This window comes from Micromonospora sp. NPDC047730, assembly GCF_043204765.1.
In the GTDB taxonomy this organism is placed as follows: domain Bacteria; phylum Actinomycetota; class Actinomycetes; order Mycobacteriales; family Micromonosporaceae; genus Micromonospora.
This window is the reverse complement of sequence record NZ_JBIDCU010000005.1, coordinates 96,316-111,841: the sequence shown is the minus strand read 5'-3', so window position 1 is coordinate 111,841 and position 15,526 is coordinate 96,316. Positions and strand designations below refer to the sequence as shown.

The 15,526-nt window shown below is 76.7% G+C and carries 11 protein-coding genes and 2 pseudogenes; 6 read left to right on the top strand and 7 right to left on the bottom strand.

Annotation, left to right across the window (positions count from 1 at the left end; genetic code table 11):
• The first annotated feature begins 77 nt into the window (after positions 1–77).
• Both metF and ACGF5G_RS14555 read left to right on the top strand, forming a co-directional pair.
• Entirely contained in the window at positions 78–995 is a 918-nt protein-coding gene (metF, locus tag ACGF5G_RS14560; RefSeq protein WP_393262809.1) for a methylenetetrahydrofolate reductase [NAD(P)H], read from the top strand.
• A 44-nt stretch (positions 996–1,039) separates the two neighbouring features.
• Positions 1,040–1,729, top strand: coding sequence for a CDP-alcohol phosphatidyltransferase family protein (locus tag ACGF5G_RS14555; protein WP_393262806.1), 690 nt, complete (start codon positions 1,040–1,042; stop codon positions 1,727–1,729).
• Positions 1,730–1,809: 80 nt separating this feature from the next.
• Here the strand turns inward: ACGF5G_RS14555 and ACGF5G_RS14550 are convergent, their stop codons facing one another.
• The 7 genes from ACGF5G_RS14550 to ACGF5G_RS14520 form a co-directional block, all read right to left on the bottom strand.
• Complete coding sequence (locus ACGF5G_RS14550) at positions 1,810–3,297, bottom strand: phytoene desaturase family protein (protein ID WP_393262804.1); 1,488 nt, start codon at positions 3,295–3,297, stop codon at positions 1,810–1,812.
• Between the two features lie 11 nt (positions 3,298–3,308).
• Complete coding sequence (locus ACGF5G_RS14545) at positions 3,309–4,436, bottom strand: glycosyltransferase (protein ID WP_393262802.1); 1,128 nt, start codon at positions 4,434–4,436, stop codon at positions 3,309–3,311.
• Complete coding sequence (locus ACGF5G_RS14540; protein WP_393262799.1) at positions 4,433–5,311, bottom strand: carotenoid biosynthesis protein; 879 nt, start codon at positions 5,309–5,311, stop codon at positions 4,433–4,435. The genes ACGF5G_RS14545 and ACGF5G_RS14540 overlap by 4 nt, the downstream gene beginning before the upstream one ends.
• On the bottom strand, positions 5,308–5,892 hold the full coding sequence (locus tag ACGF5G_RS14535) for a GNAT family N-acetyltransferase (RefSeq protein ID WP_393262796.1): 585 nt from the start codon (positions 5,890–5,892) through the stop codon (positions 5,308–5,310). Before ACGF5G_RS14535 ends, ACGF5G_RS14540 begins: the two co-directional genes overlap by 4 nt.
• The gene (locus ACGF5G_RS14530) at positions 5,889–6,653 is read right to left on the bottom strand and encodes a monooxygenase (RefSeq protein WP_393263304.1); all 765 of its coding nucleotides are present in this window, start codon (positions 6,651–6,653) and stop codon (positions 5,889–5,891) included. The genes ACGF5G_RS14535 and ACGF5G_RS14530 overlap by 4 nt, the downstream gene beginning before the upstream one ends.
• 20 nt (positions 6,654–6,673) lie before the next feature.
• Positions 6,674–7,162, bottom strand: a complete 489-nt coding sequence (locus ACGF5G_RS14525) for a YbaK/EbsC family protein (RefSeq protein WP_393262793.1) — start codon at positions 7,160–7,162, stop codon at positions 6,674–6,676.
• A 106-nt stretch (positions 7,163–7,268) separates the two neighbouring features.
• A complete protein-coding gene (locus tag ACGF5G_RS14520) occupies positions 7,269–8,237 on the bottom strand; it encodes a DMT family transporter (protein ID WP_393262790.1) in 969 nt (322 codons plus the stop codon).
• 602 nt (positions 8,238–8,839) lie between these two features.
• On the opposite strand from ACGF5G_RS14520, the gene ACGF5G_RS14515 reads away from it, so the two are divergent.
• The 4 genes and pseudogenes from ACGF5G_RS14515 (at position 8,840) to ACGF5G_RS14500 (ending at position 15,462) form a co-directional block, all read left to right on the top strand.
• Positions 8,840–9,289, top strand: coding sequence for an SAV_6107 family HEPN domain-containing protein (locus tag ACGF5G_RS14515; protein WP_350712116.1), 450 nt, complete (start codon positions 8,840–8,842; stop codon positions 9,287–9,289).
• A gap of 93 nt (positions 9,290–9,382) precedes the next feature.
• Positions 9,383–10,147, top strand: a pseudogene (locus ACGF5G_RS14510) (hypothetical protein); the annotation flags it as partial.
• Positions 10,148–10,263: 116 nt separating this feature from the next.
• A pseudogene (locus ACGF5G_RS14505) lies at positions 10,264–12,003 on the top strand (DNA polymerase Y family protein).
• A gap of 69 nt (positions 12,004–12,072) precedes the next feature.
• Complete coding sequence (locus ACGF5G_RS14500) at positions 12,073–15,462, top strand: error-prone DNA polymerase (protein ID WP_393262787.1); 3,390 nt, start codon at positions 12,073–12,075, stop codon at positions 15,460–15,462.
• Positions 15,463–15,526: the final 64 nt, after the last annotated feature.

Sequence of the window (15,526 nt, the reverse complement as noted above, 5' to 3'; positions counted from 1 at the left end):
CGTCGACCCGCGCGGCCGGCGTCCCCCGCTGTGGGAAGGTCTCGGGCGCGGCGTGCCCCGCCCGCTAGAGTCGTGGGGTGGCGCTCGGTCTTCCCTCGGTCCTCCCCAATCCGCAGCCGGCGATCGGGGAGCTGATCCGTGACCACCAGCCGACCTTCTCGTTCGAGTTCTTCCCGCCCAAGACCGAGCAGGGCGAGCGGCTGCTGTGGCAGGCGATCCGGGAGCTGGAGTCGCTGCGTCCCTCGTTCGTCTCGATCACCTACGGCGCGGGCGGGTCGACCCGCGACACCACGGTCGCGGTCACCGAGCGGATCGCCACCGAGACCACCCTGCTGCCGATGGCCCACCTGACCGCGGTCGACCACTCCGTCGCCGAGCTGCGCCACGTCATCGGCCGGCTCGCCGGGGTCGGGGTGCGCAACGTGCTCGCCGTGCGGGGCGACCCGCCGGGCAACCCGGGCGGCGAGTGGGTCCGCCACCCCGAGGGCGTGCTCTACGCCGAGGACCTGGTCCGCCTGGTGCGTGACGCCGGCGACTTCAGCGTGGGAGTGGCGGCGTTCCCGTACAAGCACCCGCGCTCGCCCGACGTGGCCAGCGACACGGAGCACTTCGTCCGCAAGTGCCGGGCCGGCGCCGAGTTCGCGATCACCCAGATGTTCTTCGACGCCGACGACTACCTGCGGCTGCGCGACCGGGTCGCCGCGGCCGGCTGCGACACCCCGATCCTGGCCGGAGTGATGCCGGTGACCCAGATCGGCACGATCGAGCGTTCCGTGCAGCTCTCCGGGGCGCCCTTCCCACCGGCCCTGGCCGAGCGGTTCGCGGCGATCGCCGACGACCCGGAGGCGGTGCGCCGGCTCGGCGTCGAGCAGGCCAGCGAGATGTGCCGGCGGCTGCTCGACGAGGGCGTGCCGGGGATTCACTTCATCACCCTCAACCGCTCCACCGCGACCCGCGAGGTCTGGCACAACCTCCAGGTCGGCGCGCGGGTGTGACCGCACACGCCGCGACACCTGAGCGCCGCTGCGACGGTTGATCGGTGGTGGGCACACAGCTGAACTGGGACGAGTACGCCACGGCCTGGGCCCGGCTGCACGGGGGCTTCGACCCGCGGGCGGCGGCCCCGGTCGTCCGCGCCTGGCTGCGGTTCGCCTACCACGTCGGGTTCGTGCTGGGCCGGCTGCGGGTCGGCCCGACGCCGGTCACCGTGGTCGGCGTGCTGCTCTGCGCCTGCGTGCCGCTGTTCGCCGTACGGCCGCAGAACGGCCCCTTCCTCGGGGCGCTGTTCGTGTTGCTCGCCGCGGTGGCGGACAGCGTCGACGGCGCGGTGGCGGTGGCCACGAACCGCACCACCCGGCTCGGCTACGTCTACGACTCGCTGGCCGACCGGCTCGGCGAGGTCGCCTGGCTGGCCGCGTTCTGGCTGATCGGGGCGCCCGGGGCGCTCGTCGCGACCGCCGGCGCGCTCTCCTGGCTGCACGAGTACGTGCGCGCCCGCGCGGTCTCCGCCGGCATGCGGGAGATCGGCGCGGTGACCGTGGGGGAGCGCCCCACCCGGGTCTCGGTCGCCCTGGTCGGGCTCCTGCTGGCCGGGCTGACCGGGCTGATCGAGCCGGACCTGGCGGCCGGCACCATCACCATGGCGACCGCCGTCTGGGTGCTGCTGGCCGGCTTCGGGCTGGGCCAGCTCCTCTCCGCCGTCCGCCGCGCCCTGATCGACGCCGGCTGACCGGGCTGCCGAGGTGTGAGGAAGGGGCCCTTCCTCTACCTCAGGCGTTAAGAAGGTGCCCTTCCTTACATCAGCCGGCCCTACCAGGCGGGGCCGATCTCGTCGGCGACGATCTGGGCGGAGAGCGTCACCATCGGCAGGCCGCCCCCGGGGTGGCTGGAGCCGCCGACCAGCCACAGCCCGTGCGCCGGACCCCGGTTGGCCGGGCGGAGCAGGCCGCCGGCGGTGCCGTAGATCGCCCCGCCCGGGGCGCCCGTCGCGTCGGCCAGGTCGGCCGGGGTGCGGACCTCCCGGAACACCAGCCGGTCCCGTACGTCGACGCCGCGCTCGGCCAGCACGTCGAGGAGCCGGTCGGCGTACGCCTCGGCGAGGCCGGGCCGGCGCCAGTCGACCGCGCCGGCGGCGGTGCCGTGCCGGGGCGCGTTGACCAGCACGAACCACGCCTCGTGGCCGGCCGGACGGACCACCGGGTCGTCGGCCACGGTGACGAAGACGGTAGGGTCCGCCGCCGGTCGGGCGCGTACGCCACGCCCCGGCCGGCCGAAGACCGCGTCGAACTCGGCGTCGTGGTCGCGGGGGAAGAACACGGTGTGGTGGGCCAGCCCCGAGCTCCCGGCGACGCCGAGCAGCAGCACGAAGCCGGCCAGGCTGCGGTCGGTCAGCCCGGCCAGCCGGCGCGGGCTGGGCAGCAGGTCCCGGTAGAGGGTAAGCGCGTCGACGTTGGCCACCACCACGTCGGCGGGGACCGGCGCGGTGACGCCGCGCAGGCGTACGCCGTGCACCCGGCCGCCCGCGGCGTCGATCCGGGTGACCGTGGCGCCGGTCTGCACGACCACGCCGAGGTCCAGGCAGCGGGTCAGCAGCGCGTCGGCGAGCGTGCCCAGCCCGCCGCGCAGGTACCAGCCGCCGAAGGCCAGCTCGGCGTACGGCACGGCGACCAGCGCGGCCGGCGCGCGGCGCGGGTCGGCGCCGGTGTAGGTGGCGTACCGGTCGAGCAGCATCCGCAGCCGGGGGTCGGACAGGTGTCGCCGGCCCAGCCCGCGCAGCGTCCGGCCGGGCCCGATGGCGGCCAGATCGCCCAGCCGCCAGGCCAGCGCGGCCAGGTCCAGCGGGGAGCCGATCGGGCGGCGCAGGACGTCCTGGTGCGACGCCTGCCAGACCCGCGCGGCCCGGCGCCACAGCCGCTGCCAGTCCGCCGCGGCCCGGTCGCCGAAGGCCGCGCCGATCCGGGCGGCGAACTCGGCCGGGTCGGCGCACGAGTCGAGGGCCGGGCCGCCGCCGGGGAAGACGTGCCGCACGATCGGGTCCACCGGCACCAGGTCCAGGTACTCGTCGAGCTTCGCGCCGGTCGCCTCGAACAGGTCGTGGAAGACGTCGGGCAGGGTGAGCAGGCTCGGCCCCGTGTCGAAGTGGAACGGGCCGGCCGGGGTGTCGTGGACGTACCGGCCGAGCTTGCCGCCCACCGTGTCCGCGCGTTCGAGCACGGTGACCTCGTGCCCGGTGGCGGCCAGCCGGGCGGCGGTGGCCAGCCCGCCCACCCCGGCGCCGACGACCACGATCCGCGCCATGCCGCGCCTCCCTAGGTGACGGGGCGGCCGCGCCAGGACAGGCGTCGCCGCTTCCGCAGATGGTACGACCGCAGGGTCAGCCAGCCGAGGACCACGACCGACACGGGGTGTGCCAGCGCGTCGGGCCACCACCGCCCGCCGGTCGCCCGGGCGCTGACCACCCGTCCGGCCACCCCGAGCAGGTAGGCGACCAGCGCCGCGGCGGCCACCGCCGGCGCGCCGACGGCCAGGGCGCCCGCCGCCAGCAGCGGGGGAGCGGTGTACAGCAGGAGCAGCAGGACCACCACCGCGGCGGCGGCCCCCGGGTGGCCGAAGGTCGCCCAGAGCGACTTCGTGTAGCCGTCGCGCAGCTGCGGCCAGTCCTCGTACATGCGGCAGGCGGCCAGCCGGGAGCCGTCGGCGAGGGCGATCCGGCCGCCGGCCCGCTTGACCGCGCGGGCCAGCTCGATGTCCTCCAGGATCCGGTCCGCGACCGCGGCGTGCCCGCCGGCCGCGTCGTAGCCCGCCCGGTCCACCACCAGGAACTGCCCGCCCGCGGCGGCCAGCGACGGCCGCGGCGAGCGCTCCATCGCCCGCAGCGGCAGGAAGGTCAGCCACAGCCACTGCAGCAGCGGCTGGACCAGCCGGTCGGCCGCCGTCGCCACCAGGATCCGGGGGTACGGAGACAGCAGCGTCACCCGCGCGGCGCGCAGCTCGGTGACCGCCGCCGCGACCGCGTCCGGGGCGAGCACCACGTCGGCGTCGAGGAAGACCAGGACGGTCGCCGTGGGATCGGCGCGGGCGGCCAGCTGCCAGCAGGCGTGCGGCTTGCCCAGCCAGCCCGGCGGCGGTGCGACCCCGTCGAACAGGGTGACCCGGGGATCGTCGCCGGCCACCGCGCGGACCACCTCCGCCGTGCCGTCGGTCGACCCGTCGTCGAGCACCACGACGCGCAGCGCCGGCACGCCCCGCTGGGCGAGCAGCGCGCGCAGGCAGGGGGCGACCCGCCCGGCCTCGTCGCGCAGCGGCAGCAGCACCGCCACGGGCTCGGTGACCGGCGCCGGCCGGTCGGTCGGGCGGCGCAGCCAGTGGCCGGCGTTGACCAGGGTGTGCGCGGTCAACGCGGCGACGCCGAGCAGCAGCGCGAGGACGGCGGTCATGCCGTCGCGTCGACGCCGGGGCGCTGCGGCTGACGGGGTTGGATCCGGTCGTCGCGGCGGGCGCGGACCAGCGTCACCGCCAGCGGCACGGCGGCCACCGACATGCCGGCCGCGCCCCACAGCGCCGAGGCGGGCAGGTCGAGGAAGACCGCGTGGGCCAGCACGCTGGAGAAGTACGTCCACAGCCAGAGCGCGAACATCGGGTGGTCCCGCCCGTCGGTGCCGGCGACGGCGGGCCCGGCCAGCGGACGCAGCGCGCCCATCATCAGCACGGCGAAGAGCAGCCAGCCCAGGTAGTTGCTCACCGGGATGCCGGGCAGGCCGGGCAGCGCGGGGGTGGCGTCCCGCCAGACCCAGTAGCCCTCGGTCACCATCTGCGGGTCGAGGAAGAGGTCCCAGGCGGCCAGCCCGACGGCGGCCAGCGCGATCCGCCGGACGGGGAACCGGCCGTCCCGGCGTCCCGGTCGGCCCCCGGCGTCACCCCGGCGCCCGGGCAGGTCTCCGGCGTCGCCGCCGGTCAGCCGGGTGGCGGCCAGCCAGGCCGGCCAGGCCATCCACGTCCAGGCCAGCGGGATGATCAGCGGCACTCCGGCCAGCTTCGGCCCCAGCTCGCCGGAGTAGTCGTAGCTGCCGAACGGGAAGCCGGTGGCCACGCCGAGCGCCTCGATGGCGAATCCGCCGACGGTGGCCACCGCGACCAGTGCCGCCGCCGTACGCGGGCCCCGGCTGAGCAGCGCGTGGCCGACCGAGAGCAGGTAGCCGAGCACGACGGTGGCGACGGTCAGCCGGGCCCGGGTCTCCCCGGTGGTCAGCGGGTAGCAGATCTGCGCCAGCACCAGTACGGCCAGCAGCGCCCAGGACAGCCGCCGGGTCACGGCGCGGCCCGACCGGCCCGGCCGGTCGGGGCGGGCGTCGGCGGCTCCAGCGGCAGGTCCCGGCCGAGCACGCCGAACGGGCGCTCGTCGCCGGGGAAGTGGAAGTGGCGCAGGACGTCGACGAAGCCGAACCGGCGGTACAGCCGCCAGGCCCGGGACCGCTGCTCGTCGGCCTCCGGCGTGGAGAGCAGGGTGGTCGTCCCCTCCGCCAGGGTGAGCAGGGCCCGCAGTTGCCCCGCGCCCAGGCCGTGCCCCTGCGCGGGCGGCCGGACGTGCAGCTCCACCACCTCGAAGCAGTCGGTCAGCCAGCGCTGCCGGGCCGGGGCGTGCAGCGCCCGCCACACCTGGTCGTGCCACCACTGCCCGGGGGCGCCGAGGTAGCCGTAGCCGAAGCCGGCCAGGTGACCCTCGCTGGTCAGGCTGGCGACGGCGCGGAAGCCGGGCCGGCGTACGTGGGTGGCGATGTAGCCGCGCCGCGCCTCCAGCAGGTCGGTGCGGTACCCCATGGCCTCGCCGTAGACGGCCACCACGTCGTCCAGCCGTCGGACGAGATCGTCCGGTGTCCACCGCACCAACCTCATGACCGTGCACCCTCCACCGCTCCCGGGCCGCCGTCCGCGACCCATCCCAGCACCGCCCGGTCACCGACCACGTCGCGCACCTCGAACCGTGCGAAGAGTTCCTCCGCGTACCACCCCTCGGTGGGGGTCCGCATGATCGCGGCGCGGTGCTCCGGGTGACGGTACGCGAACGCCACGAGGTCCGCCGGGTCACGCCACACGCTCACCGTGCCCTGCCAGCCCAGCGGGGCCTCGCCGACGCCGAACCGGGCCAGCAGGCCGGGCGCGGCGTGCAACGCGGCGGCCACCGGGGGAATCGCCCGCCAGAAGGTGACCGCCCGCCGGGGGCGCAGCCGGGCCCGGGTCAGCGCCAGCACGGGGCCGGTGACCCGGCCGCCGGACGGCTCCCCGAACGGCCGTCGGCCCGACCACTCGCCCCGGCTGCTCAGCGGGCGCAGGTCGACCCGGACGGCCGCGCGGGAGAGACGCGCCCAGGCGCGCCCCACCGGCGAGTCGTCGAAGCGGGCGGACGCGGCGGGGGAGTCCCACACGGTCAGCGCCGCCCACCGGGTCAGGTCGGCGTCGCCTGGCCCGAAGCCGGTGCCGGTCCCGGTGCCGAGTAGCTTGCCGAACCGCACGCCGGGCAGCGCGCGCAGCCGGCGGGGGTCGACCGCCATCCGGGTCAGCGCCCGGGGCAGCGCGGCGCGGGAGGTGCGCCACACGTGCAGGGTGACCAGCCCCGGGACGCCGTCCACGCCGTCGGTGCCGCTGCTGAGCCCGATGGTTCGCTCGCTCCGCTCGCTCACGCCACCTCGGCCGGCGTACCGCCGGTGACCCGCAGCAGTTCCCGGTACGTGGTGGGGAAGACCGCCTGCGGGACGCCACCGGCCGCCCAGACCTCGTCGTACCGCTCGAGGGCGGTGTCGACCAGGGTGCGCAGTGGGCGCGGGTGGCCGACCGGGGCGACCCCGCCGATCACCTGCCCGGTGTGCGCGCGGACGAAGTCCGGGGTGGCCCGGCGCAGCCGGGTGATCCCGATGGAGGCGGCCAGGCCGGCGGTGTCCACCCGGTGCGCGCCGGAGGTGAGCACCAGCAGCGGCGCGCCGTCCGCCTCGAAGACGAGCGAGTTGGCGATCTGGCCGACCCCGACGCCGAGCGACTCGGCGGCGGCCGCGGCGGTGTGGACCGCGTCGGGCAGCAGGCGGACGGCGCTCGGCGCGCCGGACCCGTCCCGCGCGCCTGCGGCGTCGAGCGCGTCCTGCACCGCCCGTACGTTCGGGTGTGGCTGCATGCCGCCATTCTTCCCGGTACGCCCGTCGCCGGCTCACCCGGCCACGCCGACTCCCTTCGCGGGGGCGCGGCCGGCACGGCGTCGCGGGCCGGCCGCGCCGGTCGGCTCAGTGGGGAACGGCGACGGCGTCCGGCGCGGGCGGCGCGGTGACCCGGGGCGCGGCGACCCGGGCCGTCTCGGCCAGCGCGACGCCGACCAGCACCAGGAGCCCGCCGGCGAGCTGGGCGGTGTTGAGCGCCTCGCCGGCGCCGAGGACGACCCAGGCGACCGCCGAGGCGATCACCGGCTCGACCATGCCGACGATCCCGACGCTGGTCGCCGGGAGGTGCCGCATCGCCCCGGCGACCAGCAGGTACGGCACGATCGAGCCGAGCACCACCACGTACCCGCAGAGCAGCGCCACCGGCACGCCCCGGTCGGTGTCGGCGGTCAGCGGCTCCCAGCCGCCGGCACCCACGGTGACGGCGCGGGTGAGCAGGCCCGCCACGGCGGAGGCGCCGAAGGCCCAGGTGCACAGCGACAGCGTGTCCCGTCGCGCCACGCCGTGCGAGCCGAGCACGTAGTAGCCGGCGAGGAAGACCGCGGCGCCGAGACCGGCGAGCACGCCGAGGCCGTCCAGCTTCAGCTCGCCCCACACCTCGGCCACGCAGCCGAGGCCGAGCAGGCTCAGCGCCAGGCCGGCCCAGAGCCGTGGGCGTACGCGGTGGCGCTGGCCGAACCGGGCCCAGAGGGCGACCAGCAGCGGGGCGGTGTACTCGAACAGCAGCCCGATCCCGACCGGCAGCCGGGAGATGGCGACGAAGTAGAGCATCGGCACGGCGAAGAAGCCGGTCAGCCCGTACCCGATCAGCAGCGGCAGTTGGCGGGGGGTGATCCGGAGCCGGCGCGCCCCCGGGCGCAGCAGCAGGCTCAGGGCCAGCAGCCCCGTGACGGCGCCGACGGCGCGTAGCAGGGTGAGCTGCGGTGCGTCCAGGCCGGCGCGGAGCACCAGCTTGGAGATCGTGCCGTTGACGGCGAACAGCGCTCCCGAGCCGAGCACCATGGCGACCCCGAGGGCGGGGCGGGGGGTTGTCACGAGCGGAGGCTACCGCCGCCCTCGTCAGGGCCGTAAGGGCAACCAGTCGTTACGTCGGTCGCATCGCCCGCCGGTGCGCCGCTCGGGCTGGCGTGCCCGGATCCTCGGTTGCCCTGCCCGGCTTGGCGTGGTACGCCGCCGTGGCCGCGCCGGCGGGTGCCGGGAGTTGCCGCCGACAGGGCGTGGCGTGTGGGGACGCCGGCCGACTCCCGCGCGCCACACGTTGCGTTTTCGTCGGAGGGAGGGTGTACTGTCAGCAGCAGTTAGAACGAGTGTTCGATTGCCTCGAACGCCCGTTCCAAACAGTCCGGGGTGGTGTTTCGCGGCGCCGGTCCCGGGCGGTGCGGCTCCGCGGGCCGCACCTGGGTCCCGGGCAGTCGCGAGCCCGGCCCGTCAGGCAGGAGCGTCGCCCGCCGCCCACGACCCCCGGGCGGCGGGCGACGAACCCGCCGGTTGTGCCGGCCGGGTGTGGTGTGGGGAAGCGTCCACACCCGGCCGGCCCCCATCCGGTGCGTCTTCCTCCGCACCACTCGACCCGGCGTCCCGTCGGCGGACCAGCTCCGCCGTCAGGGGCGGCTCGGCCACGTGGAGGAGACAGTCCCATGCCGACCAACCCGGCTCAGGCACCGACGGTGCCGGCGCACGTGCTGCCGCACCGCACCCCCGCCCAGCTTCTCGCGGTGGCCCGCCACGGGCTGGCCGAGGCCGCCCAGACCCGCCCCGACGGCCTCCGCTACGCGGCCGCCCACCTGGCCGCGCTGCGCGCGGCGGCGGCCCTGCTCGCCGCCCGGGCGCGTCCCGCCCCGGCCCGGCGCAACCGGATCACCAGCGTCTGGGTCCTGCTCTCCGGTGTCGCCCCCGAGCTCGACGAGTGGGCCCGGTTCTTCGCCCTCGGCGCCGGCAAGCGCGCCGCCGCCGAGGCCGGCATCCCGCGGGTCGTGACCGCCCGGGAGGCCGACGACCTGCTACGCGCCGCCGAACAGTTCGTCGCGGTGGTGGAGGCCGCGCTCGGCGTGGCCCACCAACCGGCGCTCGACGGCCTCGCCGCCTGATCCGTGGCGCCCGGGGCCGCCCGGCGGGGGGAGCCAGGCGGCTCCGGGCGCCACGCGCACATCCGATCGACAGCACGACGGGGGGTAGGTCCGATGGCGGGCCGGATGGTGGTCGGTTCCGCCGCACTGGCCGCTCTGGTACGTCCGGCGAGCGCGCCGGATCCGGCGGGCGGTCACCGGGTGCTGCCGGTGGCCCCGGAGCTGACCGGGCTGCTGCCCAACCGGGGGCTGCGGCGCGGCAGCACGATCGCGGTCGCCACCGGTCAACCCCGGCGCAGCGGCGGCACCTCGCTGGTCCTGGCGCTGCTCGCCGAGGCGTCCCGGGCCGGTTCGTGGTGCGCCGTGGTGGGGGTGCCGACGTTCGGGGCGGGCGCGGCCGCCGAGCTCGGCATCGCCCTGGACCGGCTCGCCCTGGTGCCCCACCCGGGCCCGGAGTGGGCCACCGTCATCGCCGCGCTGATCGACGGGGTGGACGTCGTGGTCACCGCCGTGCCGGCGACGGTCTCCGCCTCGGTCGCCAACCGGCTGGCCGCCCGGGCCCGGCAACGGGGCAGCGTCCTCGTCCCGTACGGGCGGTGGGACGGCGCGGACGTGACCCTCCAGGTGGTCCGGGGAGCCTGGGAGGGGCTCGGGACGGGCCGGGGCCGGCTGCGCCGCCGCGAGGTCACCGTCTCGGCGCGTGGGCGCGGGGCCGCCGCCCGTCCCAAGGAGATCAAGATGTGGCTGCCCGGGGACGGGCTCACCCGGGTCATTCCCCGCTCCGCCCCCGGCCCTGCCGCCGGGTCCGTCACCGGCCGGTCGGCCGCCGGCCGGCTCCGCCCGGTCGCCCCGTCGGCCACCGCGTCCGCCCCGCCGGCCACCGCGTCCGCCCCGCCGGCCACCGCGTCCGCCCCGCCGGCCACCGCGTCCGCCCCGCCGGCCACCGCGTCCGCCGACACCTCCCGGCGCGGCCCGCTCACCCTGGTCGGTCCGGCATGACCGGTGCGCCGGTGCGGACCCTGCTGCTCTGGTGCCCGGACTGGCCGGTGCTCGCCGCCGAGATCGTCGACGGGGTGCCCGCCACCGGCCCGGTCGCCGTGCTGCACGCCAACCGGGTGGTCGCCTGCTCGGAGCGGGCGCGCGCCGAGGGGGTGCGCCGGGGGCTGCGCAAACGGGAGGCGCAGGGGCGCTGCCCGCAGCTCACCGTCGTCGAGTACGACCCGGGGCGGGACGCCCGGGCGTTCGAGCCGGTGGTCGCCGCGGTCGAGGAACTGGTCGCGGGCGTCGAGGTGGTGCGTCCCGGCGCGTGTGCGGTGGCGGCCCGGGGGCCGAGCCGCTACCTGGGGGGAGAGGAGGCGGCCGCCGAGCGGATCGTCGAGCACGTCGCCCAGGCGTGCGCGGTGGAGAGCCAGGTCGGCATCGCCGACGGGGTCTTCGCCGCCGGGCTGGCCGCCCGCGCCGGGCAGGTCGTCCCACCCGGCGCGACACCGCGGTTCCTCGCCGACCTGCCGGTCGAGGCGCTCGGCCGGCCGGCCCTGACCGACCTGCTGCGCCGGCTCGGCGTACGCACCCTGGGTGACTTCGCCGCGCTGCCCGCCGGCGACGTGCTGGCCCGGTTCGGCTTCGACGGCGCGCTCGCCCACCGGCTGGCCGCCGGGCGGGACCACCGTCCGCTCGCCGTCCGGCAGCCCCCGGCCGACCTCGCGGTCACCGCCGACCACGACGAGCCGCTCGACCGGGTCGACACGGCGGCCTTCGCCGCCCGGGCGCTGGCCGAGCGGCTGCACGACCGGCTCGCCGCGCACGGGCTGGCCTGCACCCGCCTCGGCATCGAGGCAGTCACCGCGCACGGCCAGGAGCTGCACCGGGTCTGGCGGCACGACGGGCTGCTCACCTCGGCCGCCATCGCGGACCGGGTGCGCTGGCAGCTCGACGGCTGGCTGTCCGGTGGCGTCGGCCGGGGCGGCGCCCGCCCGGCCCGGCCGACGGCGGGCATCATCCGGCTGCGGTTGGTCCCCGACGGGGTGATCGCCCAGGCCGGCCTGCAACCCGGCCTGTGGGGGGAGACCGGCGAGGAGCGGGAGCGGGCACACCGGGCGTTGAGCAGGGTGCAGGGCATCCTCGGCCCCGAGGCCGTGGTCACCGCGGTGCTCGGCGGCGGCCGTTCGCCCGGCGACCAGGTGCGCCTGGTGCCGTGGGGGGACGAACGCCTGCCGGCCCGCCCCGGCCCACCGCCCCTGCCGGACAGGCCGTCGGACCGGCCGGGTCAGTCGTCCCTGCCGGATCGGCCGGGTCAGTCGCCGCTGTCGGACCGGCCGCCGCTGTCGGACCGGCCGCCGCTGTCGGACCGGCCGCCGCTGCCGGATCGGCCGTCGCTGCCGGGCCGGCCGTCGGCGCGGTCGGGCGAGCCGCCGTGGCCGGGCCGGCTGCCGCCGCCCGCGCCGGCGGTGGTGCTGCCCGACCCGCTCGCCACGGCCGTGCACGACGCCGCCGGCGAGCCGGTCGTGGTCAGCGCGCGGCTCCAGGTCAGCGCCGCGCCGGCCCGGCTGACCGTGGGCACCGCGCGGCCGGCCGAGATCGTCGGCTGGGCCGGCCCGTGGCCGGTCGACGAGCGCTGGTGGGCGCCGGCCGAGGCCCGCCGCCGGGCCCGGTTCCAGGTCTGCCTGGCCGACGGCACGGCCCTGCTGCTCGCGGTGGAGGCCGGGCACTGGCTGGTGGAGGCGATCTATGACTGAGGGCGCCTGGCCGACTGCGGGCGTCGCCGCCGAGCGGCAGCGGCAGGACGTCAACCCGGCGGGGCCCCGATGAGCTTCCACAACCCGAAGCTGCCCTGGTCGGAGCTGGAACGCGTGCTCTCCGGCCGGAAACCCCGGGCCGGGCGGGCCGACGGGCAGGGCGGCCGGTCGCGTGACGAGCGGCACCTGCACGTGGTCGACCCGCTGGCCGTGGACGCCGACGGCGGCGACTCTCCCGCCTGGAGTCGCAAGCGGGAGCACTACCAGCCACCGGAGCTGACCCGCCCCGACGGCGTGGTGCCGTACGCCGAACTGCACGCCCACACCAACTTCAGCTTCCTCGACGGCGCCAGCCACCCCGAGGAACTGGCCGAGGAGGCTGCCCGGCTGGGGCTCACCGCGCTCGCCGTCACCGACCACGACGGCTTCTACGGGGTGGTGCGCTTCGCCGAGGCGGCCCGCGCGCTGCACCTGCCGACGATCTTCGGCGCCGAGCTCTCCCTGGACCTGCCCGGCCCGCAGAACGGCGAGCCCGACCCGCTCGGGCGGCACCTGCTGCTCCTGGCCCACGGCCACGAGGGGTACGCCCGGCTCGCCTCGACCATCGCCCGCGCCCAGCTGCGCGGCGGCGAGAAGGGCCGCCCGGTCTACGGCGAGCTGGAGGAGGTCGCCGCGGAGCTGCGCGACCACGTGCTGGTGCTCACTGGCTGCCGCAAGGGGCACGTGCCGGCGGCGCTGCTCACCGAGGGGGTGGACGCGGCGGCCCGCGAGCTGGACCGGCTGACCGCCCTCTTCGGCGCGGAGACGGTGGCGGTGGAGCTGACCGACCACGGGCACCCGGTCGACGCCGACCGCAACGACGCGCTCGCCGAGCTGGCGGCGGCGGCCGGCCTGCCCACGGTGGCCACCAACAACGTGCACTACGCCACCCCGGGCCGGCGCCGGCTGGCCACCACCGTCGCCGCCGTACGGGCCCGGCGCAGCCTGGACGAGATCGACGGGTGGCTGCCCGCGGCCGGCACCGCCCACCTGCGCAGCGGCGCCGAGATGGCGGCCCGGTTCGCTGCGTACCCGGGGTCGGTGGCCCGGGCCGCCGAGTTCGGGGCCGAGCTCGCCTTCGACCTCCAGCTCGTCGCGCCGCGGCTGCCGGCGTACCCGGTGCCGCCGGGGCACACCGAGATGAGCTGGCTGCGCCACCTGACCGAGCGGGGAGCGCGGGAGCGCTACGGCCCCCGGGAGGCGCACCCGAGGGCGTACGCACAGCTCGACCACGAGCTGAACATGATCGAGGAGCTGGGCTTCCCCGGCTACTTCCTGGTGGTCTTCGACATCGTCGCGTTCTGCCGCGAGCAGGACATCTACTGCCAGGGCCGGGGCTCGGCGGCCAACTCGGCGGTCTGCTACGCGCTGCGGATCACCAACGTGGACGCGGTCCGGCACCGGCTGCTCTTCGAGCGGTTCCTCGCCCCGGAGCGCGACGGCCCGCCCGACATCGACGTGGACATCGAGTCCGACCGCCGGGAGGAGGTCATCCAGCACGTCTACGCCCGGTACGGCCGGGAGCACACCGCCCAGGTCGCCAACGTCATCTCCTACCGGCCCCGCTCGGCGGTGCGGGACGTGGCCAAGGCGTTCGGCTTCTCGCCCGGCCAGCAGGACGCCTGGAGCAAGCAGATCGACCGGTGGGGCGCGGTCGCGACGGTGGACGTCGAGGACATCCCCGAGCAGGTGGTCGCGTACGCCAACGAGCTGCAGACGTTCCCCCGGCACCTGGGCATCCACTCCGGCGGCATGGTGATCTGCGACCGGCCGGTGATCGAGGTCTGCCCGGTGGAGTGGGGGCGGATGCCGGGCCGCAGCGTGCTCCAGTGGGACAAGGACGACTGCGCCGCCGTCGGCCTGGTCAAGTTCGACCTGCTCGGGCTCGGCATGCTCTCCGCGCTGCACTACGGCTACGACATGATCGGGATGAGCCTGGACCTCGGCGGCATGGCGCTGGACGACCCGGAGGTCTACGACATGCTCTGCCGGGCCGACTCGGTCGGGGTGTTCCAGGTGGAGAGCCGCGCCCAGATGGCCACCCTGCCCCGGCTGAAGCCCCGCGAGTTCTACGACCTGGTGGTCGAGGTGGCGCTGATCCGGCCCGGCCCGATCCAGGGCGGCTCGGTGCACCCGTACATCCGGCGCAAGAACGGCGAGGAGCCGGTGACCTACCCGCACGCGCTGATGCGCAACGCGCTGGAGAAGACCCTCGGCGTGCCGCTGTTCCAGGAGCAGCTCATGCAGCTCGCCATCGACCTGGCCGGCTTCGACGCCGCGGAGGCCGACCAGTTGCGCCGGGCGATGGGCGCCAAACGCTCCGCCGAGCGGATGGCCCGCATCGCCGACCGCCTCTACGCGGGCATGGCGGAGCGGGGCATCACCGGCGAGCTGGCCGACGACGTCTACCGCAAGCTCTCCGCGTTCGCCAGCTACGGCTTCCCGGAGAGCCACGCGATGAGCTTCGCCTACCTGGTCTACGCCAGCTCCTGGCTCAAGCGCTACCACCCGGGCCCGTTCCTGGCCGCGCTGCTCAACGCCCAGCCGATGGGCTTCTACTCCCCGCAGACCCTGGTCGACGACGCCCGCCGGCACGGCGTCGAGGTCCGCCGGCCCGACATCAACGCCAGCGGCGCCAAGGCGGTGCTGGAGTCCCTCCCGCAGACCCGCTGGGGCAGCGCGCCGGGGGAGCCGCCGCACGCCTGGGGGCTGGGCGGCCCGGCCGTTCGGCTCGGGCTCTCCGCCGTGCGTACCCTCGGCGACGAGGTGGCCGAGCGGATCGAGACGGAGCGGACGGCGCGCGGGCCGTACCGCGACATGGCGGACCTGGCCCGGCGCGTGGGTCTCACCGCCGCGCAGCTGGAGGCGCTGGCCACCGCGGACGCCTTCGCCTGTTTCGGGCTGTCCCGGCGGGAGGCCCTCTGGGCGGCCGGCGCGGCGGCCCAGGACCGGCCGGGCCGCCTGCCCGGCACGGTGACCGGCGCGGCCGCGCCCACCCTGCCCGGTATGGAGGCGGTGGACCGGCTGGTCGCCGACGTGTGGGCCACCGGGCTGTCGCCGGAGAGCCACCCGGCCCGCTTCATCCGCCCGCAGCTCGACGCCCTCGGCGCGGTGCCGATCGCCCGGCTCGGCCGGGTGGAGCCGGGTCGGCGGATCCGGGTCGGCGGGATCGTCACCCACCGGCAGCGCCCCGCGACCGCCGGCGGGGTCACCTTCCTCAACCTGGAGGACGAGACGGGGATGCTCAATGTCACTTGCTCCCCGGGGCTCTGGCAGCGTTACCGTCGAGTCGCCCGCACCAGCGCGGCGCTGGTGGTGCGCGGCCGGTTGCAGCGGCACGAGGGAGTCACCAACCTCACCGCCGACCGGCTGGACGTCATCGAGCCGCCGGTCAGCCCGGCATCGCGCGATTTCCGTTGACGACAGTGATCCACATTACGGTTTTTCGCCGCCGATGGCGGGAGACTCCTGCTCGCGCGGGCAG

What these genes read in the sequence shown, in the direction of transcription:
- ACGF5G_RS14550 (WP_393262804.1), bottom strand. Translation starts at nt 3,297, where the DNA reads ATGGCGCGGATCGTGGTCGTCGGCGCCGGGGTGGGCGGGCTGGCCACC.
- ACGF5G_RS14545 (WP_393262802.1), bottom strand. Translation starts at nt 4,436, where the DNA reads ATGACCGCCGTCCTCGCGCTGCTGCTCGGCGTCGCCGCGTTGACCGCG.
- ACGF5G_RS14535 (WP_393262796.1), bottom strand. Translation starts at nt 5,892, where the DNA reads ATGAGGTTGGTGCGGTGGACACCGGACGATCTCGTCCGACGGCTGGAC.
- ACGF5G_RS14525 (WP_393262793.1), bottom strand. Translation starts at nt 7,162, where the DNA reads ATGCAGCCACACCCGAACGTACGGGCGGTGCAGGACGCGCTCGACGCC.
- ACGF5G_RS14515 (WP_350712116.1), top strand. Translation starts at nt 8,840, where the DNA reads ATGCCGACCAACCCGGCTCAGGCACCGACGGTGCCGGCGCACGTGCTG.
- ACGF5G_RS14500 (WP_393262787.1), top strand. Translation starts at nt 12,073, where the DNA reads ATGAGCTTCCACAACCCGAAGCTGCCCTGGTCGGAGCTGGAACGCGTG.